Here is a 20850-nt window from a genome sequence, read left to right on the forward strand (position 1 = left end):
GGACGGTCGTCAGCGCCGTCGCACCTAGCCACGGTACTGCCGGCGGTACGCGCCCGGGCTCGTCGCGAACGTGCGCGCGAACGTGCGCGTCATGTGGCTCTGGTCGACGAAGCCGCACGCCGTCGCGATCTCCGCGAGAGGCCGCCCGGTCGTGCGCACCAATTGCGCCGCGCGCTCGATCCGGCAGCGCCGCACGTACTCGCCCGGCGTGCAGCCAAAAAACCGACGGAACATGCGCGCGAGGTAGACCGGGTGCACCCCCGCCGCCGCCGCGACCTCCGCCATCGTCAGCTCGTCGCGCGACCGATCGTGCAGCACCTCGCGCGCCCGCGCGAGCCAGCGCGGCGGCCGCCGCTCCACCACATGTGCGCGGCTGAACGCGCCGACCAGCTCCAGGCACAGCGCCTCGAGCGCCAGCGTGTCGCCCCCTTGTGCTGCGGACGCCGCGATCCGGTGCGCGATCGCGAGGGCCCCCGGCTCCCACATGCGGATCGCCGCCTCGCTCGGCGCCGCCACCTCCGCCGCCTCCGCGAACCGCGCCGCCGACACGGACACCCCCGCAAACCGGCCGCAGTGCTCCGGGAACGTGTCCTCGTGCGTCGTCCCTGGCGGGTTGTAGATCAGCGCGGGCTCCGCGTGCAGGTGCCCCGCACCACGCGCCGACGACAGATAATGGCCGTCGAGCAGCAAGATGAAGTGCGCATCCTCGTGCGTGTGACGCGCGACCTGCCGCGCTGGATCCGCCGTCGCGATCGAGAGCGAGAAGCCCGCGACGTCGCGGCGCACCTCGCGCATACCGAAGAACTCACCGTGCTGCAGCGTCGGCTGGGCCACCACTTCAGGATCCGATATCGGGCGTGTATTGAATCCAAACGGGCGGAACATCAAGCACAATCGCCCCGCCCCCCCAGCATCGCCACGACGGCGTTTCCACCCGCGGCGACGTGGGCGTTCAAGACGCGGGCCGCATCACGCAGCCGCTCGGGTCCTTCCGGGGCCAGCTTCGGGGAGGGCGACGTACAGGCAGGTTCAGGGGGCGGCCGGCGTCATGCACACCGAGACGGTCATGCTGCAGGCGTCGCAGGGCTGGTTGTGGCAGGGATCGATGCTCACCTCCTGGCACGTGCCGCCGGAGATGGGGCAATCGAAGTCGCCGGTGCAATTCGTCACGGCGAAGCAGCCCGCCTCCGGGAGGGCCGGCATCCCGCAGCCCGGGACGAGCCAGCGGCATCCTGCGTCCGCGGCGCACTCCGTCTCGTTCTTGTAGGAAACGCAATCATCGGGGGGCGGAGGATTGCAGGTCGATATGCCCTCGGTGGTCCAGACCGCGCCATCACACGAGGCCGTCTGCTCCTGCGGGCCGCAGCCGTAATCGACGGTGTAGCTGCACGTGGTCACGTAGCTGCAAAGGGCTCCCGACGCCGGCGCTTCGGGCGGGCATGGGTCGACGGGGGGCGGATTGCACCCGCTCGTCATGTGCCATGTCCCCTCTTCGCAATAATATACCTCGACGCATGCGTTGTTGTACTCGCACGAGAGCGGCTCGGTGCACGGCGTGTTCGTGTCCGGCGGCGTCGCGGGGCACTCGGGCGTCTCGACAGGAGGCGGGTTCTCGGACTCGGTGGGAGGCGGGTTCGACGTGACGGTGGTGATACACCCAGGCAACAACACGACGGCGGTCGCGGCCTGGGCGACGGTGACGACAAAAGGCTTTCGGCGGGGCTTCTGCTTGCGGGGAAAAGACATGGTTTTCCTCTCCGGAGATGGCTCAGCATGGCGCAACCAGGCGCCAGGAGCGGTCAGGGTTCCTTGAACCTGCAACAATCGTGCACGGGCGCGCGACCTCTTGGCGTATGCTCCTGTCGGCGGCGGGAGGCGAATGAAAAAGTGGAGGATTCGAATGCGTATACACCTCTTGTGGAGCATCGGTTTGGCACTGCTCATCGGGGTCGGGTGCGACGGCGCTCCGAACCCTGATGCGACGAGCGGAGGTGGCGACGGAGGTTCGGGAAATGGCAGCGGAGGCAGCGGAGGCAGCGGAGGCAGCGGAGGACCGTCGGACGATCACGAGCCGCCAACCGCGATCTTCGCCCCGGCCCTGCCGGCGTACTGGTATGTCGACGCGGGGCCGCTCTCGGCCGGCGTCGCCGGCGACGACGTCACCCACTACCGTTATGCCATCGACGACGGCGCCTTCAGCGACGAGCAGCCGGTGGCAACGCCGATCTCGATCCCATCCGTCGCGGCCGGCAAGCGCACGCTGAAGATCATCGGGCGCGACGCGGCCGGCAACTGGCAGGACACGCCGACCCAGGCGAGCTTCCACATGGCCACGACGGGCCCGGAGCCGACGGCGTGCAAGCTCGTGGCCGACGGCGGCACGTGCGACTTCCTCCTCACGACCTCGAGCGGCTTCTACGCGACCCCCAAGCACTTTTACGACGCGAACGGCGACGGCAACCCCGACTACGAGAAGCTCCTCGACATCAAGCCGGGCTCGAAGGTTTGCCTCCAGGCCGGCGCCTACGACACGCTGAACATCCGCGGCTTCGAGGGCAGCCCGGAGGCGCCCGTCACCCTCGTGAACTGCGGCGGTCGGGTCGACTTCGCGCACAGCCACGCCAATGCGGCGCTGGGCGTGCTCGAGTCACGTTACGTGCGCATCGTGGGCGTCGGAGCCGCGGCGGAGCCGTATGGGATCACCCTTGCCACGTCGGGGAACCAGGGCGCGAACGGCCTCGAGATCACCGACGGGTCGTCCGACATCGAGGTCGCCTTCGTCGAGGTCAAGAAGGCAGCGTACGCGGGAATCGTGGCCCGCACGAACGTGAGCTGCAAGTGGCACCGCGAATCCTTCGTGCAAGAGAACACCTTCCTCCACCATAACAACGTGCACGATACCGGAGGCGAAGGGTTCTACATCGGCGGCTCGCATTGGGGCGCTCTGGAGCTGGTGGAGAACGGCAATGCCCAGTGCGGCGTCAACGCCGGCAATGGCACCATGGTGTGCGAGAACGACTGCAAGTTCGAGCCCGAGCTGCACGGGGTTCGGGTGTACGCGAACCGGGTGGAGAGCACCGCCGCCGACGGCATCCAGGTCGGCAGTGCGTGGTCGGACAACGACGGCACGGTCGATTACGACACCGAGGTCTACGACAACGTCGTGATCGCCGGGGCCACCGGCGACAGCCCCTACAACTCGGGCGCCCTCGACATCAACCCCGGGACTTCGGGCCGGGTGTACCGCAACTTCGTCCGTGGCACCGACGCTTATGCGGGCCTGTTCATCGCGGGTCCGGGCCACATCGACGTCTCCAACAACGTCATCATCACCGCGACGGACGTGGGCCTGGTGATCCAGGACAATGACGCGGGCGCGAAGAACGGGCCGTTCCGCATTCTCAACAACACGATCATCAACGACGGCCCCTACGGCATCTACATGTACCACACGCACAGCCAGGGGAACCTCTGCCACAACAACCTGCTCCTGCGCGCGTCCGAGGCCATCCACCTGCTCAACGCCAGCGTCGACTGGAAGGCGTCGAACAACGTCACGACGGGCAGCCTCGAGAGCCACTTCGTGAACGCGGGCAAGGATGACTATCACCTCCTCTCGACGTCGAGCGCGGTCGACGCCGGGACCGACGTGTCCAGCCTGGGCCTCACCACCGACTTCGACAGGCTGCCCCGCGAGGTCGGCCCGTACGACGTCGGAGCCTTCGAATACAGGCCGTAAGCGCATTGCCGGTCACCTCCGACACGTCGTGGGCGTAGACCCCGCTCCCGCCCCCGCTCCCGCTTCCGCTCCCGCGCCCGCTCCCGCTCCCGCGCCCGCTTCCGCTCCCGCTCCCGCTTCCGCTCCCGCTCCCGCTTTTGCGTCGAGGTAGATTGATCCGTCGGAGCCCCACGGCGAACGTGCCGAGCACGTGTCGACGTGCCAACCCATCCTGCGTGCTCGCGCCTGCACGTTCGCCGCGATGATTGACGCGGATTCCACGCGGCGTATAGCCTGGTGGTTCGGTGACGAGGGGGGGTGGCATGTGAGGCATCGACATGACCCGGCTGGAAGACGTTACGATCACAGAAGAACTCGCGAGGACCGCGAGGTCACGGCTGTTTCGTGGTCGCAGGGAGAGCGACGGCCTTCCGGTGCGCGTGAAGGTGCTCCGCGCCGAGTCCAATCGCGTCGCTGACGTCGCCAGCTTCAAGCACGACTATCAACGCCTGTCGCGCCTGCACGACCCTGGCGTGGTGCGCGTGCACGGCTTCGAGCCGACCGGCGAGGGCATGGCCCTGGTCCTCGCCGAGGTCGAGGGCGAGCCCCTGTCAGCCCGCCTGACGTCGCCCGCTGGCGCGCGCGCTCTCCTGGACCTCGCCATCCCGCTCACCACGGCGCTCGGCGCGATCCACGCGGCCGGCGTCGTGCACCGGGGGCTTTCGGCGGCGAGCATCGTCGTCGACGCGAGCGGCCGCCCCACCATCGCGAGCTTCGGCGCGGATGCGGCGCTGAGTCGTGAACATGACGCACTTTACGAACCGCATTTCGTCGTCGAGACCCTGCCCTTCTTCGCCCCCGAGCAGACCGGGCGCATGAACCGCGGCGTCGACGAGCGCTCCGACCTCTATTCGCTGGGCGTCATCTTCTATGCGCTCCTCACCGGGCAATTGCCATTCCGATCCCGGGACCCGCTGGAGCTCATCCACGCGCACCTCGCCCTCGCGCCCGAGCGGCCTTCCAAGATCGTTTTCGACGTGCCGCCGCCGCTCGAGGCGATCGTGCTGAGGCTGCTCGAAAAGAACCCCGAGGATCGCTACCAGAGCACGAAGAGCCTCCTCGCCGACCTCGAGGCTTGCCGGCAGCGGCTCCGCCCCGAGGGGGGCATCGACGAATTCCCGCTCGGAGCGCTGCACGAGAACGCCCTCCTGCTGCTCCGGAACAAGCTCTACGGGCGCGAAAACGACGTCGCGGAGCTCGTCGCGTCCTTCGAGCGGGTGCTCGGCCAGGCGCGCGAGATCGTGCTCGTCTCGGGCTACTCGGGCGTCGGGAAGTCCTCGCTGGTCGCGGAGATCTTGAAGCCGCTCGCGCGGGCCAGGGGCTATTACATCACGGGCAAGTACGACCAGTTGAACCGCGAGGCGCCCTACAGCGCCATCCTCCAGGCGTTCGACGGGCTCGTCCGGACCATCCTATGCGAGAGCGAGGGACGCGTGCGCGCGTGGAAAGAGGCGCTCCTCGCCGCGCTCGGCCCGAACGCGCCCGTCGTCTGCGAGGTGCTCCCCTCGCTCGCGCACGTCCTCGGCGATCTGCCGCCCGCGCCGGCCCTCGGGCCCCTCGAGGCCCAGAATCGATTCACCCTCGCGATGCGGAGGTTCGTCTCGGTATTCGCCCGGCGCGCCCATCCGCTGGTGCTCTTCCTCGACGACCTGCAATGGACCGACGCGGCGAGCCTGCGCCTGCTGACCACGCTCCTGCTCGACGACAGCATCGAGGCACTCTTTTTCACGGGCGCTTACCGCGACAACGAGGTGAATGTCGCGCACCCGCTCCGCACGACACTCGCGGAGCTGCGAAAGGGCGGCCTCGGCCTGCGGGAGATCGTGCTCGGCCCGCTCCGGATCGAGCACGTGAAAGAGCTGCTCGCGGACAGCCTGCGCGCGCCGAGCCCCGAGGGCGCGGCCGAGCTCGTGCTGCAAAAGACAGGAGGCAATCCATTTTTCGTGCGTCAGCTCTTGCGGTCGCTCCACGAAAAGGGGGCCCTCGAGCCCGGACCGGACGGATCGCTCGGCTGGAGCTCGCTCGAGGCGATCACCGCGATGCCACACATGGCCAATGTGGTGGACTTGATGCTCGACGCGATCCGGCATCTGCCCCGGGTCACGCAGGAGGCGCTGGAGATCGGCGCCGCCATTGGCAGCCCGTTCGAGCTCCGCACGCTCAGCATCGTCGCCGCATGCGCGCCGGAGGAGGCCTACGGCCGCCTCGCCCCGGCCCTCGAGGCAGGGCTCGTGGCGCGCGCCGGCGAGTTCTACCGTTTCACCCACGACAAGATCCAGGAGGCCGCCTATGCGATGCTCGCCGAGGACGAGCGGGTCGCGCTCCACCTGCGCATCGGGCGCCTCTTTTCGAAGAAGAGCGACGCGCAGAGCCTGTTCGACGCCACGGGTCACCTGAACAGCGCGCGCGCGCTGGTGCAGGAGGCCGCGGAGCTCCTCGCGCTCTGCAAAATGAACCTCGCCGCCGCCGAGCGTGCCGAGGGGGCAGCCGCGTTCCCAGCCGCTCTCCGCTACCTCGAGCACGGCATCGTCCTGCTCCCCGCGGACGCCTGGGACGCCCATTACGATCTCGCGCTCCGTTATTTCATGAAGAAGGGCGAGATGGAGGCTTTGTGCGAGCGTCACGCGCAGGCGCGGGAGACGCTCGGCCAGGCCTTCACGCACGCCCGGAGCCGCCTCGAGCGCACCCAGGTCCGGCGGCTCGTGATGAACGCCCACGTCTTGACGAACGATCTCCTCGCCGCCCTCGATGAGGGCCTCGCCGCGCTCGAGCCCTTCGGCATTCATCTGCCGCGCTTTCCGAGCGATGAGGCGAGCAGCGCCGAGCTCGACGCGACGCTCGCCGCGCTCGAGGGCCGCCCCATCGATTCGCTGGTCGAGCTGCCGCTCCTTTCGGATCCCGAGATCATGGTCCTCCAGGACGTGCTCGAGGACATGCTCTCGCCCTGCTACTTCGTCTCGCCGAACAACCACGCGATCACGGTGGCGAAGATGGTGCAGCAGGCGCTCGCGCACGGGCTGTCGAAGCACACGATCTATGCGTTCGTGAATTTCGGGATGTTCCTCTGCGTGCGGGGGGACATCGAGCTCGGCTACCAGTTCGGAAAGCTCGCGGTGCGGGTGAGCGAGCGTTATCCGGAGAAGAAATCCGAATCGATGCTCTGCAACATGTGGGGCGCGTTCGTGCAGCACTGGAAGGAGCCCTATTCGAAGTACAAGGAGAACTTCCCGCGGGGCGTGCACGTGGGCCTCGAGACGGGCCAGTACGTCTGGGCCTTTTACAATGCGACGAACATCCCCACGAACAGCCTGCTGCGGGGCGCGCGCCTCGAGGAGGTCGTCGAGGAGGCGGCGGCGCTCGCGCCGGTGTGCAAGCTCGACATCTCGGGCGGCTTCACCTGGATCGTGAACGCCGCTGCCCAGATCGCGCAGAACCTTTCCACTCCGTCCGCGCGCAGCGACAGGCTGGTGGGGGATTGGCTCGACATCGACGCCGTCCGGAGCACGGCGACCGCGATGGGCAACCGCGCCGTGCTGTTCTTCGCGGATAACTTCGCCATCATGCACGACGTCTTCCAAGGCCGTTACGCCGAGGCGGCGGAGGTGGCCCTCGGGGCCGAGCCCGACATCCCCTCGGTCAAGAGCTGGCACGTGAGCGTCGTCTATCACTTCTATGCCTCCCTGGCGCTGCTGCTGGCCGCGGAAGAGGCCACGCCCGAGGTGCGCGCGAGAAACCTGGCCCGCGCCGAGGCCTCCGCCGAAAAGCTCTCTTGCTGGGCCGATCTGTGCCCGGACAACCACCGGCACCGCGCGCTCCTCTTGCGCGCCGAGATTGCCCGGGCCCGCGGCGAGCGCCTTTCGGCCGTCGATCTCTACGATGAGGGCATCGCGGCGGCGGCCGCGGGAGGTTTCGTGCAGGACGAGGCGCTCGGCAACGAGCTGTGCGCGCGTTATCACCTGCGCCTCGGAAAGCCGAAGGTCGCGCGCACGTACCTGCACGAGGCGCACGCGCTCTACGGTCAATGGGGGGCGGCCGTGGTGACGGAGCGCCTCGAAAAGAGCTTCTTCGCGCTCATGCCGCGCGCCGCCCACGGGCCGCACGTGGGCGCCAACGCAGGGGCGGAGGACGGGAACGCGCGGGCGCTCGACGTGCACGCGGCCATCAAGGCCATGCAAGCCATCTCCGGCGAGGTGGTGCTCTCGCGCCTGCTCTCGAGGCTCTTGCGGATCGCCCTCGAGAGCGCCGGGGCGACGCGGGGCATTTTGATCCTCAAAGAGAATGACGATCTCTTGATCCAGGCCGAGGAAGAGCTCCAGCGCGGAAAGGTCACCCTGCTTGCGGGCGTGCCCCTGGATACGCGCGAGGATTTGCCCACGGGAATCGTGCATTACGTGGCGCGGACGGGCGAGAGCATGGTCCTCGGGGACGCGGCGAGCGCGGAGCCGTTCTCCGGCGATCGCTGGCTCGCGCAGGGCAAGGCGCGGTCGCTCCTGGCGGCGCCGGTGGGCAAGCGCGGGCAGATCGTGGGGGTGCTCTATCTCGAGAACGAGCTCGCCGCCTTCGCATTCACGCCCGATCGCGTGGAGCTCTTGCGGATGCTCTCCACGCAGATGGCGATATCCATCGAGAATGCGCTGCTCTACGCGAGCCTGGAGCGCAAGGTGGAGGACCGGACCCGGGCGCTCGAGGAGGCGCATGCGGAGATCGTGACCTTGAGCGACGAGCGCGAGCGCAGCCAGGCGGAGATGCTCGAGCGCAGCCATGCCCTCATCGCGCGCCAGGAAGAGCTCATCCGGGCACTCTCGACGCCCATCCTCCAGGTCTGGGACGGGGTCCTGGCATTGCCCCTCATTGGCGCGCTCGACGGCCCGCGGGCCGCGGAGATCACCGAGCGGCTGCTTTCGCGCGTGGCGAGCTCGGCGACGCGCTTCGCGATCATCGACGTGACCGGCGTGGACACGCTGGATGGGCAGGCGGCCGAATTGCTGGTGCGCATCGGGCGCGCCGTGGAGCTGCTCGGCGCGCGGACGCTCATCACCGGGCTTCACGCGAGCGCCGCCCGCACGCTGGTCTCCCACTGCGTCGATCTGCGCGGGATCGAGACGCGCGCCAACCTGCGCGACGGGTTGCGGCTCTGCCTCCGGCGCCTTGCCTGAACTGCCTGCGAGGAGCCGGTCTCCTGTCTCCTCCGCGGGGCTTCAGGATTTTCCGGCGCGCATCCGGTGGTGCGCCAGGCGGTCGCTCGTGCTCAGGGTCTCGGGATGACGCTCCCCCAGCGTCTTTTCTTGAAGGTCGAGCAGCCTCCGCGCGCACGCCTCCGCCTCCTCGTGTTTCTCCTGCACGGCCAGCATGTATTCGAGCAGGAACAACGATTTCAAATGGTCCGGGTGGCGTTCGCCCAGCGTCGCCTCTTTCAGGGCCGCCACCCTGCGTAGGAGCCCCTCGGCTTCGCCTGCATTCCCCTGCTTCTGCAAGACGCTCGCGAGCCCGCTCGCCGCCGACCAGAACGCGGGATGGTTTGGGCCCACCGCGCGCTCCTCCAGGACGAGCGCCCTCCGGTGGACCGCCACGGCCTCGTCCACCTTGCCCCCGATGCCCAGCACACCGCCGAACAAGCCGAGCAGCGACCGATAAGAGGGCCTTCCGCCGTCCCGCGCGTCGTCCTTTTGGGAGAGGGCGCGCGAGAGGCTCACCTCGGCCTCCGCGTCTTTTTCGTATTTCCCGAGGACGTTCACGAGGACGTGCAGCGACGCCTCGGTCCGAGGCTCGTCGGGCCCCAGGACCTTCTCGTGGAGCGCCAGCACCTCCCGGAGCAAGGCGACCGTTTCTTCGGGTCTGTCCTGGCTCGTCAGGACGGCCGAGAGGAGGTTCAGCGACACCGGATAGGCGACATGGCGCGGGTCGAGCGCGTGGCCTTCGAGGGCCAGCGTTCGGCGCAGGAGCGCCTCGATCTCGGCGAACTTCCGTTGCACCAGGAGCGGCTCGACTTGCTTGACCAGCGCGGCGTCGTCCAGCGCGAAGGCCGCAGGTGCGCCCGTCGATGCTCGTTCCGTGGCGACCTGCTCCGTTTTTTTGCCCTTGAACCAGTCGAAAATGCCCATGGCGTAGCGAACCTACCCACAAATCCCCCCTCGGTTCAACCCGCGTCGTCCCGTACGACCCCGTCTCTCCGGCCGAAGCTGCGCGTCGCTCGATGGCGCCACCTCGCCAGGACGAGCAGGTTTCGGGCGCTCGTGGGTGCTCGGGCGTTCGAGGGGTGGCGGGAGACGGTGACGCGTGGGTGTTCGAAACGTTCGAACACCCTCGCGTCACGGTGACGCGTGGGTGCTGGGGCGGTTGGAGACGCAGAGGAGATGGTGGCACGTGGGTGTTTTGAACGTTCGAACACCCTCGCGTCACGTCGACGCGCGGGGGTCGCGACGTTTGAAGACGCCGGAGCCAAGCCGGCGGCGCTGCCCGTTGCCTGTTGAACCCCCCTCCAAGGTCTTGCCACGGGCCCGTTGGAAGAACTGCGCGCTGCGCAGTTCTTCCACCTTCGGTCCAGGCCGTGCCTGGTCCGGGTCGAGGGGCGGACAGCCCCCGCGGGGTCCGGGGCAGCGCCCCGGCGGCGCGACGCTCCCCGTCACGGGCTCAAACGGGCGCGTGCCTTCACGGCTTCGTCGGGGAAATCGCTGAAGACGCCGTCGATGCCGAGGCGGTAGAAGACATCGTATTCGCTTGCTGGGGTCGCCTTGTAGTCTCCGGCGAGGAACATCCCTTCGCTGCGGAACGTCCACGTGTGCACGAACAGGCCCTTTCCGTGCGCGCGCGTGATGAGATCCGTTGGCGCCAGGGAGGTTCGATCGGCGTCGTCCACGGTGCCGTCGCCGTTGACGTCGTCGGCGGCGCCGTCGTTGTCCGCGTCCACGCCTTCCACCGACACGATGTATCGCTTCCACGGCGACACGCCGTCGGCATAACCTGCGAGGAATGCGAGACCTTCGTCGGTGAGCAGGTCTGCGAACGTGCGCGGGTCGTTCTTCTTGGCGAAATCGTACGGTTTGTCGTAGGGCGGCGCGAGCAGGATGGAGCCGTCCAGCGCGACGCCGTCTGCGTCGATGAGCTGCACCAGGGGCAACGACGTCTTTTGCCGCAGGGCTTGCAGGTTTCCGACCTCGAAGGACTGGATGATCACCTTCGCGTTGGGGCCTGTGAGCCCGGCTTGGTCGAGGGCGGCGAGGAGTTTGTCTTCGAGCGGGAGGCCGAGCTCTTCGTGGTAGGTCGGGTGCTTCGTCTCCGGGTAGATGCCGATCACGCGCCCGGTTTCCTCGGACTTCGCCTTGGCGAGCGCGAGGACCTCTTCGAACGTCGGGATCTCGTACTTGCCGTTGTGCTCCTGCGGCCGGTAGCTGCGCGGCTGCACGGCGCGGAGCTGCTTGATCTCCGCCAGCGTGAAATCACTCGCGAAAAAACCTTCCACGGAGACGCCGTCGACGAGCTTTGTCGTCTTCCGGTCTGCGAACTCGGGTTTCGAGGCGACGTCGGTCGTCGAGCCGATCTCGGGCTCGTGGCGTGCGATGAGGTGGCCGTCCTTTGTGGCGACGAGGTCTGGCTCGATGAAATCGGCGCCTTGCTCGATCGCCAGCGTGTAGCTCTCGAGCGTGTGCTCGGGCAGGTAGCCGGAGGCCCCGCGATGGCCTGTCACGAGCGGCGCCTCGCCGTGCAGCGTCTTCCAGGGCTCGGGCGGGGTCGTCGCGGGAGGACGCGGGCTCCCGCCGTCGCCGCAGCCCACCACCAAGGCCGAGAGGAACACCCCGAGGAGGGCCGTACGCGCTTGGATGCTCGATGTCTTCATGGTTTTCCTCGTCATGGATTGTATTCGTGTTGCCTTCGTGGATACGCCGATCTCGTTGGGGGGCGCGAGGATGCGCGGGCAAGTTGACGATCCTGCGACGGTCACGAAACACTCTGCCGCCTGCGCCGGAGCGTCGCCGGGGCTCACGTCCCGCCGCAGGCCTCGTACTCCGCCTTGCACGCGCCCATCGCCGCCTGCTGCGCGCACGGCGCGCAATCGCCCGTGATTCCCTCGCCGGCGCACTCCACCTTGCACGCGTCGGCGCATACGCCTGCCGCGCAGATGCAGGTGATGAACGCGTCCGTCGGGGGAGCCTCCGCGGCCAGATCGCAGCCTTGCACGCATGGACAGCAGATGCCGTCCCCCGGGCAACACCCGTCGCTGCGCCCCGCGGGGCACGTGCATTCGGCGCCCCCGAGCTCCGCCTTGCAAGGACCAAAGCCGCTGCCGTCGTCGAGGCACCACGCGATGCCCGGCGGGCTCACGGCGTGGCATGTGCACGAGGTGGTCTCGCCGGGAACACAAACCGTCCCGCCGCCGCCGCCGCCCGTGCCCGTCGCGCTCGTCGAGCTCGCCGCGGAACCGCCGCTGCCCGACGGGTTCGGGGCCTCCACGGTGGAGCCACAGGCGGCGAACACGGCCGTGATCAGAGCAAAAGCCAAAAAGGTTCGCATGGGGTCCCATACCACCGATCGCGACGCCTGCGGAATCCCTCTCAAGAGGCATTCCTCGGATCACTTGCCGAGGAGCTGCGCGCGCATGTCGTCGAGCATCGTGCCGAGTCGCAAGGCCGCGGCTTCGACGGCTGCGCGATCCGGCGGCTCGGGCCGCTCGAATGCGTCGCGCACCGTGGCGGCCAGGATGTCCGCTTGCCGCTCCAGCGTGGGCCCCTCGTGCGACGGGAGCTTCGATAGCAAAAACGAACCCGCCAGGATGGCCTCGATGGCGTGGGCCTGATCGGGGAGCGGGCGCTCCACGCGGATCAGCCCGTGATCCCGAAAGACCTGCAACATCCGGGTGAGGTGGTCCGCGAGCCCGAGGACGCGGGCCAAGGACGGCGCCGATCGGTCCGGCGCGAGCGCGCCCAGGATATCGGCTTCCTCTCCGAAAATGGCCCGCGCGAGCGGGCGCCCCGTGTGGAGCAGGAACATCGAGCGAAACATCCGGTGCGGCAGCACCATCCTCGGCTCCTCGCGAATCTCGTGGATCTGCGCGTCGAGCATGGCGGCGACCTCGCGGCGCAAAAGCTCCATGAAGAGCGCCTCCTTGGACTTCCAGTGGAGGTAGATGGTGCCTTTCCCTACACGAGCACGACGCGCGATGTCGTCGATCGTGACCCGCTTGTAGCCCCACCCGAGGAGGAGCTCCTGGGCCACCACGAGGATCCGCTCGCCGCGCCCTCGGTGCTGCTCGTCATCCTGCGCCGCCATCGCGCCGCACTCTACAGCGACCCAAGGCGGAGGACCAACACCGACGGGTACTGGATGACCAACTTTCCAAACGGGTCATGGAGTCCTGGACAGCACGCCGGGGATCCCCTAGCCTCGCGATCGTCACGCTTCCGTAACGAGATCGTCACCGAGGAGCGAGGCGCCCCCTCGAACGAGAGCGAGCGGGTCCGGCTCCTCAGGCAATCGCTTCCATCAGGACGAGGTGAAGGCAATGAAGGTCCATCCGATGTTCGCCGACGTCAGGTTCGAACCACCCGGCCCCGGCCCGTGGGAGCTCGAAAATTCGCATTTCTCGCGCCCTGCGACGCGGTTCGGCGCGGACGCCCTGAAGGAGGGCATGCCGATCGGGTTCGCCAAGGGAATGGAGCGATACGGGCTTCCCATGAAAGGGATCAGCCTCGTCATGGTGAATGGCTTCGCCTACGCCCAGATGCAGCCTCTCGGCGTCCCGGCGGGCGTCGCGAGCCTGGGCAGCGGGCCGCCGCCGAAGCCCGTGATGTGGCTCCTTTTCCGCCTGCATCCCCAGATCCGCGCGCGGTTCAAGCGATGCGAGCAGGTGTTCGAATCGAAGCTCTGGCGCGCGGATCTCGGGCACTGGGACAGGGTCGACAAACCACGCGCCATCGAGAAACACCTGGCCCTCCAGGCGATCGATCCGGCCTCGCTCGACCTCGGCGCGCTCCGGGAACACCTGAAGCGCACGCGGACGCACATGGCGGAGATGATCACGCTCCACCACGAATACAACTTCACGGTCATGCTGCCGACGGGCGATTACATCGCGCACGTCCGCGAATGGACGGGCGTGAGCTCGGGCGAGGCGCTCGCGCTCTTGCGAGGCACGTCGCCGCTCGCCCGCGGCATCGCCATCGACGAGCTCGAAGCGCTGGCGAAGGCGCTCCGCGCAAGCGAGGAGGGGCGCCGGGTGCTCACGCGGCAGGGCGATGCGCAGGCCACGCTCGACGCGCTCGTGGCGATGCCGGGGGAGGTCGGGACGGCGGCGCGTGCGTACCTGGATCTCGTGCGGTGCCGGTCGATCGGATACGACATCTCGGACAAGACCGCGGGCGAGCTGCCGGACATGCTCGTCCGGGCGATTCGAGCGACGGTCGAGGAGAACCGTGCGGACGACGCGCTCGCCACGCGTGACGCGAAGGAGCGGGAGATCCGCGCGCGCGTGCCGGCTGCACACCGGTCGCATTTCGACGAGCTGCTCGGCGAGGCGCGGCGCGTGAACCGGCTGCGCGACGAGCGAGGCATTTACGGCGATAGCTGGGGGACCGGGCTCGCGCGCAGGGCCGTGCTCGAAGTGGGGCGCCGGCTCGCCTCTGCCGGGAAGATCGAGGATCCCGAGCGCGCCACGGACCTCACGATCGACGAGATGGTCGCGCTCCTCGAAGGCCGCTCGGGCCCTTCTGCGGCGGAGCTCTCCAAGCGCGCGCTTTATCGAGCGACGATGACCCTCGACCACGCGCCGCCGTGGTTGAATGCGCCGCCCGGCGAACCACCGCCTCTCGACGTCTTCCCGGCCGCGGCGCGCCGCGCGATGAAGGCCATGAACGTGCTCATGGACGACATGACCGCGGAGCACACGAACACGAGCAAATCGCCCGAACCCGAAATCAAGAACGCCGCCGCGCGTGTCCAGGGCCTCACCATCAATGCGGGCGTGTACGAAGGAACGGCGCGTGTCGTGCTCGATCCTGCGGATTTCGGGCGAATCCAGAAAGGCGACGTGCTCGTGACGCGGTCGACCTCGGCCTATTTCAACGTCGTGCTCCCGCTGCTCGGCGCGATCGTGACCGATCGGGGAGGGCAGCTCTCCCACGCGGCGATCGTGGCGCGCGAATACGGCATCCCCGGGATCGTCGGCACGAAGGCGGCGACGGCGACGATCCCCGACGGCGCGCGCGTACGCGTGGACGGTGAAACCGGCGAAGTGACGATCCTCGCCGCCGCGCCCGCGCCCTCGCTCGCGCCGGAGGTGGCGTTGTGATCGCCGCGCTCGACGCACACCTGCCGGAGGCCGAGTTCGGCGGAAAGGCCGCGCAGCTCGGGCAAGCGCATCGAAGCGGCCTGCCCGTGCCGCCGGCGTTTGCGCTCTCGTCCGACTTCGTGGATCACGTCGTCGCGGGGGACGAAGCGCGGCTCGGCCGGCTCTTCGACGCGTTCGCGACGCTCGCCGGGCCCGTGGCGGTCCGGTCCTCCGGGATCGGCGAGGACGGCGCCGCGGCGAGTTTTGCCGGGCAACACGCGACGGTCTTGAACGTGCGCAGCCCGCACCAGTTGCGAGGCGCGCTCGCGACCGTGCACGGCTCGGCACGCACGGCGTCGGCGCTCGCCTATCGACGCAAGCTCGGGCTCCCGCCGGAGCCTCGGATGGGCGTCGTCGTGCAGCGGCTCGTCCTCGCCGAGTGCGCGGGCGTGCTCTTCACCCGCCACCCGACGACGGGCGCCGACGAGCGCGTCATCGAGGCGACCTGGGGCCTCGGCGAGGCGGTCGTCGCGGGGATCGTCACGCCGGACCATTATCGCGTGGCCCGCGGCGGGCGTGTCCTCGAAAAGAGGCCCGGCGAGAAGGATTGCGCGATCGCGTGGAGCGAGGACGGCGGAACGATCGAGGTCCCCGTCCCGGCGCATCGGGTCGAAGCCTTTTGCCTCGACGACGCGCGCCTCGTGGCCCTCGACGCGCTGGCCTCGGCGTGTGAAGCGGCCTTCGGCGGGACGCAGGATCTCGAATGGGCGTTCGCCGAGGATCGCCTGTATCTGCTCCAGAGGAGAGCGATCACCCGTGGCTGAACAAGGGCCTCGTGTGCCCACACGCTTGCTCGTCGCGATTGCCTTGTCGGCCTCGCTCGCGCCGCTCAACTCCACGATGGTCGCCGTCGCGCTGCCCGAAATGTCGCGCGACCTCGGCGCCGAGTCGAGCGTGCTCCGGCAGGGGCTCGTGACGAGTTATCTGCTCACGAACATCGTCCTGCAGAGCCCGGGCGGCAAGCTCGGCGATCGGCTCGGGTACCGGCGGGCGCTCGCGATGGGCCAGATCCTCTTCGCGCTCGGCGCCACGCTCGCCTACGTCTGGCCCCTCCTCCCGGGGCTCACGGCGGCGCGGATTCTCATGGCCGCGGGCGGCGCGATCCTCGCCCCGAGCGCGTTCGCCATGCTGCGCACCGAGCTGCCGCCGGAGGTGCGCGCCCGCGCGTTCGGCGCGATGGGCGCCATGATGGGGCTCTCGGCGGGCCTCGGCCCGAAGGTCGGGGCGCTGCTCGTGACGCATTTCGGGTGGACGTCCATTTTCCTCGCGAACGTCCCGGTCCTCCTCCTCTCCGCCGCGCTCGTGCATCTCGGCGCGCCCGCGGCCGCGCCGCCGAAAGAGGCCGCGCCGCGACCCCGCTTCGACGTGCTCGGCTCCGTGCTCCTCGGGGCCTCGCTGCTCGGGCTCGTGATCGGCCTCGAAAACAAGGATCTCCGGTGGGCCGCCGCGCTCGGCGTGGTCGGGCTCGTTCCTTTTGCGTGGTGGGAGCAGCGCGCCGCGGATCCCATCATCGATTTCTCGTTGTTCAAGCGCCGGAGCTTCGTCGCGGGCAGCTTGCTCATCGCCATCCAGAACTTCGCCATGTACTCGATGCTGTTCGAGCTTCCGCAGGTCGCGGGGCGGCTCTTCGTCGCGGGGCCACGTGACGTCGGCAATACGCTGGTGACGATGATGGCCATGATGATCGTCGCGTCCCCCCTCGCCGGGCGCGCGTCCGAGCGCTTCGGGGCGCGCGCCGTGGCGCTCGCCGGATCTGCGCTTGCGCTCGTGGGAATGACGCTGCTCGTGTTCCTCCCTTGGAATGCCGTGACGGACGCGGTGCCTGCGCTCGGCTTGCTCGGCCTGGGCCTTGGCCTCACGTCGGCGCCCTCGCAAGCCTCCTCGATCAGCGACGTGCCCCGGGAAAAAAGCGGAATGGCGGCGGGCCTCACCTCCACCATGCGTTACCTCGGCGGCATTGCCGGCTTGACCGTGCTCGGCTTCGTCCTCACGGAGAGCCCGGTCCCCGAGATCGCCCGGCGCGAGCATGCCACTTCGATCGTGATCTTCTGCGCATCCCTCGTCGTGACCCTCGGCTGCGCGGCGCTCCTCCCGGGCCGCCTCCCGCCGCCCGTGCCCGCAGCCTCGCGCTGAGCCCGCCTCAGAGATCGACCCGCTTGCGGTTGTCCGACGACACGCGGTCGATGAGCTTGTTGTTCGGATCGAAGCCAGCTTCATAAGGCTCCGCGTCGACCACGACGGTCACCTGCTCGTGCTGCTTCGTCACGTGGTGCCGCTCCAGGTACAGCACCTCCTCGTCCGCCTCCTTGCCTGACTTGCCGCGCGCGAACACGCCGACCTCGATCCAGTCATCGAGCTCGCCCGGCGTCTCCTTGCCCGTGCCGTCGGCGTAACGCTTGTCCGCGAACAGGTCGAGCGTCACCTCGTACTTGCCGTCGTCGCGCTTGCGTGCGGTCGCCGCCTCGACCCGGTTGTCATAGAAGCAGATCTTCTCGAACAGATCGGTGATCAGCGCCTCGTGCGCCGGGCCGGCCTCGGCGCGGATGTACGCCAGAAGCTCGGCCGACGTCGTGTACGGCGGCTGCTGGTACCCTTTGTCTTGCAAGAACTTCTTCAGCGCGCGGTTCAGCGCGGCCTCGCCGATCTCCTCGCGCAGGCGGTAGAACACCAGCGATCCCTTCTGGTAGTGGATGTATTGCTGGTTCTCCACCCGGTAGAGCGGCAGCTCCTCGACCCGCTCGCCGCCGCGGCCGGCGAGGTACTTGTCGAGCTCGTCCTTGAGGAAACGTCGCATCTTGGGGCGGCCGTATTCCTGCTCCATCACCATCAACGCCGAGTACTGCGAAAGCGACTCCGACAGCACGGTCGCCCCCTGCACGTTGGCGCCGATCACCTGGTGCGCCCACCACTGGTGCGCGATCTCGTGCGCGGTCACGTAAAACACGTAATCGACGGCGTTCGCGTCGCGCAGGTCGGCGATGAAGCCGATCGACTCCGAATAGGGGATGGTGTTGGCGAAGCTCTGGGCGAAGCTCGCGTACCCCGGAAACTCGATGATCCGCACCTGGCGGTGCTGGTAGGGCGTGAAGTTGGCCTCGTAATAGGCCAGCGACTTCTGCACCGCCTCGATCATGCGATCGACGTTGTACGGATGTTTGGGGTCGTAATAGATTTCGATCGGGATCTGCCCGGGCGTGCCTTCCTTGTAAAACGCCTTCTTCACCTGCCAGCGCGCCGACAGGAAGGCGTAGAAGTTCAGCATCGGCCGGTCCATGGCATAGCTGAAGCAGCGACGGCCGTCGCGCTGGAACTCCTCCTTCAGGTAGCCCGGCGCGAGCGCGGTCTGATCCGGCGCGGTGCAAATGGTGGTCTTGAAGTCGAGCCAATCGGCGTCGTCGTCGACATAGGTGCTCGCGCGCGCCGCCTCGTCTTCGAGCTTCGGCATGCGGGTGGGCTCGCCGAGCCCGCGCTTGCGGCGGTCGTTCCGGTCGTCGATCTGCACGCGCTCGTCGTAGCCGAGCTGCGGGAACATGCGGTTGTTGAAGAAGCTCCCGTTCTCGACGATCTGCGTCTGCGCGAGCTCGTTCGTGATGCCTCTCGGGTGGTAATCGAGCTGGAAGCGCACCTCGCGCTCCTCGCCCGGCTGCATCGGCCGCGCGAGACGATAGATGCGGTAGCCCAGCGGGGCATCGTGTTTCACGAGCTCGGCGCCGCCGAAATCGATGGACACGAGCGCCTTGTCGTCGGTGACGTTGATGTGCACCTCCTCGATCGGCGCGGCGTGGGGGTTGTGCACGCGGTAGACCCCGTCGATGCGCACCACCTGCGTCTCGGGACGTAGGTCGATCTGCGTGGACGAGGCCCGGATCCTCGGCTGCGGCAGATGCTTGTAGCGGCCGTATTCGTTTTCGTACCGCGCCGCGAGGTCGAGGTTCTGCTCCGGCGAGCGGTACTCGTTGCGGATGTTCGTGTTCCAGAACAGGAAGCCGCCCACGGCCACGAACGAGAGCAGGCCGAGCCCGAAGGCCACGCCCAGCCGGCCGCGCAGCCGCTGCCGCGCGACCACGAAGCGCTCGCGCCGGCTGTTGACGCTGCCGCGCACCCAGAATGCCACCGACAGGAGCAGCAGCGAAAGCAGGAGCAGGCCCCAGTACCCCTGGAACCAGAGCTGCGCCGACAGGAAATGGCCATAGCCATTCATGTCCGAGTACGGCGCGTTCGGCCAGCTCCCGAAGTTGTAGAGGTGATGGGTGAAGTCCAGCAGGCCGAGCGCGGTCTGCAGGGCGAGCACCAGGATCAGCAGCGCATACCCGACGAACTTGTTGTTGCAGAACACCTGCAGCGTCAATGCCAGGCCGCCCATCAGCACGTACACGCCGGCGTCGAGCGTGAGCGTCTTCAGGTACAGGAGCGGTTCGAGCTGGGTATACCCCTTGGCGAGCTGGATCAGCATCGCGGCGATTGCGCCGATCGCCTGGAAGGTGGCGATCACGGCCAGGAGCGCCCCGAACTTCGCGAGGAGCGGCACCCAGCTCGGCACGGGCATCGCGTCGGTGACCTCGTGCATCTTCGCGCCGCGCTCCTTCCACACGAGCTCGCCGGCGTAGAACAGCACGATGATCACCAGCAGGAAGCTGTAGCTGCCCTGCAGCGCGGACAGCATCTGCGAGGTCACCGGGTGAATCGGCGTCTCGTACATGGTGTGGCGGAGCAGCGCGCTCGGGATGAAATTGGCGATTCCGAACGCGAGCATCACCAGGAACGGCACGCTCCGAAACACGCCCACGGTGTCGAAGCGCAATTGACGCAGAAACTGCCGCCCCACCGTGGAGGTCGTGAAGACGGGCTCGGGCCTGTGCACCGCCGCGGCGGCGGGCCGGGCCGCGCGCTCCGGCGCGGCGAGCGCCTCTCCCTTCGCCTTTCGGCCCCAGCGCCTGCGGCCGGTGCCGCTGCGCTCGGTCTTGAACAGCGCGAAGGTCGCCGCGAACAACGCCGCGGCGATGGCCGTCCAGAGCACGCGGTTGGCGAGGAGGTAGCCCCCGAGGGCCGGCAGGCCGGTGTTGCGCTCCTCGGCCGACCAGTAGCGGATGGTGCGTTCGAGGGCGCGCGCGCCGAGCGGCTCCATCAGCGTGGCGATCCAGACGTTGTCGAGGTCGCGCAAGAGCGCCGAGCTCGTGCCGTACAGCACGAAGAACGCGATCACGCCGATGTAGACCCACAGAATGCTGCGTGTCACCACCGCCATCAGCGAGAGCAGCGCGCCGGTGAAGAGCAGATTCGGAACGACGAAGACCACGAACGCCCAGAAGTAAGGCTTCAGCGAGACCGGCCCGAGGCGCGCAGGGTCGATCCACGGCATGAACTGGGCGATGAACATGCCCAGGCCAATCGCGATGTACACGACCAAACTTGCCGTGAGCGCCGCGCCGAGACGCCCGAGGAGGTAATCGCGTTTGCGGATGGGGCTCGCGAAGAAGAGCTCCGCGGTGCCCTGTTCGAAGTCGCGCAAAAGGGCGCTGTTGATGAAGATCGTGATGACCAGCATTCCGAACAGCGTGAAGAGCGCGAACCAGGTGGCGAGGACCGTCGGCGCGTTCCGGAAGACGTTGCCGATGCTCCCGCCCATCCGGACGGCCTCGCTGCTGGCCGCCCCGAAGGCCAGGAGCCCGAACAAGCCGGCGATGAGCCAGAGCAGGGGCGCACGGAGCTGCTCGCGCAGCTCGAAGCGGAAGAGTTCACGGATCATGACGGC

At 68.3% G+C, this 20850-nt stretch carries 12 protein-coding genes; 5 read left to right on the forward strand and 7 right to left on the reverse strand.

Annotation, left to right across the window (positions count from 1 at the left end):
• Window positions 1–24 precede the first annotated feature (24 nt).
• Both E8A74_RS34940 and E8A74_RS34945 read right to left on the reverse strand, forming a co-directional pair.
• Window positions 25–834 (reverse strand): helix-turn-helix transcriptional regulator, encoded by an 810-nt coding sequence (locus E8A74_RS34940; RefSeq protein WP_136933412.1) that lies wholly within the window; start codon window positions 832–834, stop codon window positions 25–27.
• 195 nt (window positions 835–1029) lie between these two features.
• Window positions 1030–1746 (reverse strand): hypothetical protein, encoded by a 717-nt coding sequence (locus tag E8A74_RS34945; protein WP_136933413.1) that lies wholly within the window; start codon window positions 1744–1746, stop codon window positions 1030–1032.
• A gap of 154 nt (window positions 1747–1900) precedes the next feature.
• On the opposite strand from E8A74_RS34945, the gene E8A74_RS34950 reads away from it, so the two are divergent.
• Window positions 1901–3739: a choice-of-anchor Q domain-containing protein gene (locus E8A74_RS34950; RefSeq protein ID WP_136933414.1), complete on the forward strand. Its 1839-nt coding sequence runs from the start codon at window positions 1901–1903 to the stop codon at window positions 3737–3739.
• Window positions 3740–4056: 317 nt separating this feature from the next.
• The gene (locus E8A74_RS34960) at window positions 4057–8934 is read left to right on the forward strand and encodes an AAA family ATPase (RefSeq protein WP_136933415.1); all 4878 of its coding nucleotides are present in this window, start codon (window positions 4057–4059) and stop codon (window positions 8932–8934) included.
• A 42-nt stretch (window positions 8935–8976) separates the two neighbouring features.
• Here E8A74_RS34960 and E8A74_RS34965 read toward each other — a convergent pair whose 3' ends face one another.
• The 4 genes from E8A74_RS34965 to E8A74_RS34980 all read right to left on the reverse strand — a co-directional run bounded on the left by E8A74_RS34965 (window position 8977) and on the right by E8A74_RS34980 (window position 13042).
• Window positions 8977–9879: a tetratricopeptide repeat-containing protein gene (locus E8A74_RS34965; RefSeq protein WP_136933416.1), complete on the reverse strand. Its 903-nt coding sequence runs from the start codon at window positions 9877–9879 to the stop codon at window positions 8977–8979.
• Between the two features lie 521 nt (window positions 9880–10400).
• A complete protein-coding gene (locus E8A74_RS34970) occupies window positions 10401–11612 on the reverse strand; it encodes a glycerophosphodiester phosphodiesterase (protein ID WP_211365517.1) in 1212 nt (403 codons plus the stop codon).
• 143 nt (window positions 11613–11755) lie between these two features.
• On the reverse strand, window positions 11756–12286 hold the full coding sequence (locus E8A74_RS34975; protein ID WP_136933418.1) for a hypothetical protein: 531 nt from the start codon (window positions 12284–12286) through the stop codon (window positions 11756–11758).
• 60 nt (window positions 12287–12346) lie between these two features.
• Complete coding sequence (locus tag E8A74_RS34980; protein ID WP_136933419.1) at window positions 12347–13042, reverse strand: TetR/AcrR family transcriptional regulator; 696 nt, start codon at window positions 13040–13042, stop codon at window positions 12347–12349.
• Window positions 13043–13274: 232 nt separating this feature from the next.
• On the opposite strand from E8A74_RS34980, the gene E8A74_RS34985 reads away from it, so the two are divergent.
• From E8A74_RS34985 to E8A74_RS34995, 3 genes are read left to right on the forward strand one after another with little or no spacing between them, the layout of a single operon-like run.
• Window positions 13275–15059 (forward strand): PEP-utilizing enzyme, encoded by a 1785-nt coding sequence (locus E8A74_RS34985; RefSeq protein ID WP_136933420.1) that lies wholly within the window; start codon window positions 13275–13277, stop codon window positions 15057–15059.
• The gene (locus tag E8A74_RS34990; RefSeq protein WP_136933421.1) at window positions 15056–15862 is read left to right on the forward strand and encodes a PEP/pyruvate-binding domain-containing protein; all 807 of its coding nucleotides are present in this window, start codon (window positions 15056–15058) and stop codon (window positions 15860–15862) included. The genes E8A74_RS34985 and E8A74_RS34990 overlap by 4 nt, the downstream gene beginning before the upstream one ends.
• Before the next feature lie 13 nt (window positions 15863–15875).
• Entirely contained in the window at window positions 15876–17231 is a 1356-nt protein-coding gene (locus E8A74_RS34995) for an MFS transporter (protein ID WP_232379894.1), read from the forward strand.
• Between the two features lie 7 nt (window positions 17232–17238).
• Here the strand turns inward: E8A74_RS34995 and E8A74_RS35000 are convergent, their stop codons facing one another.
• The gene (locus E8A74_RS35000) at window positions 17239–20844 is read right to left on the reverse strand and encodes an ABC transporter permease/M1 family aminopeptidase (RefSeq protein ID WP_136933423.1); all 3606 of its coding nucleotides are present in this window, start codon (window positions 20842–20844) and stop codon (window positions 17239–17241) included.
• Between the last annotated feature and the right edge of the window lie 6 nt (window positions 20845–20850).

This window comes from Polyangium fumosum, assembly GCF_005144585.1.
GTDB lineage: Bacteria > Myxococcota_A > Polyangia > Polyangiales > Polyangiaceae > Polyangium > Polyangium fumosum.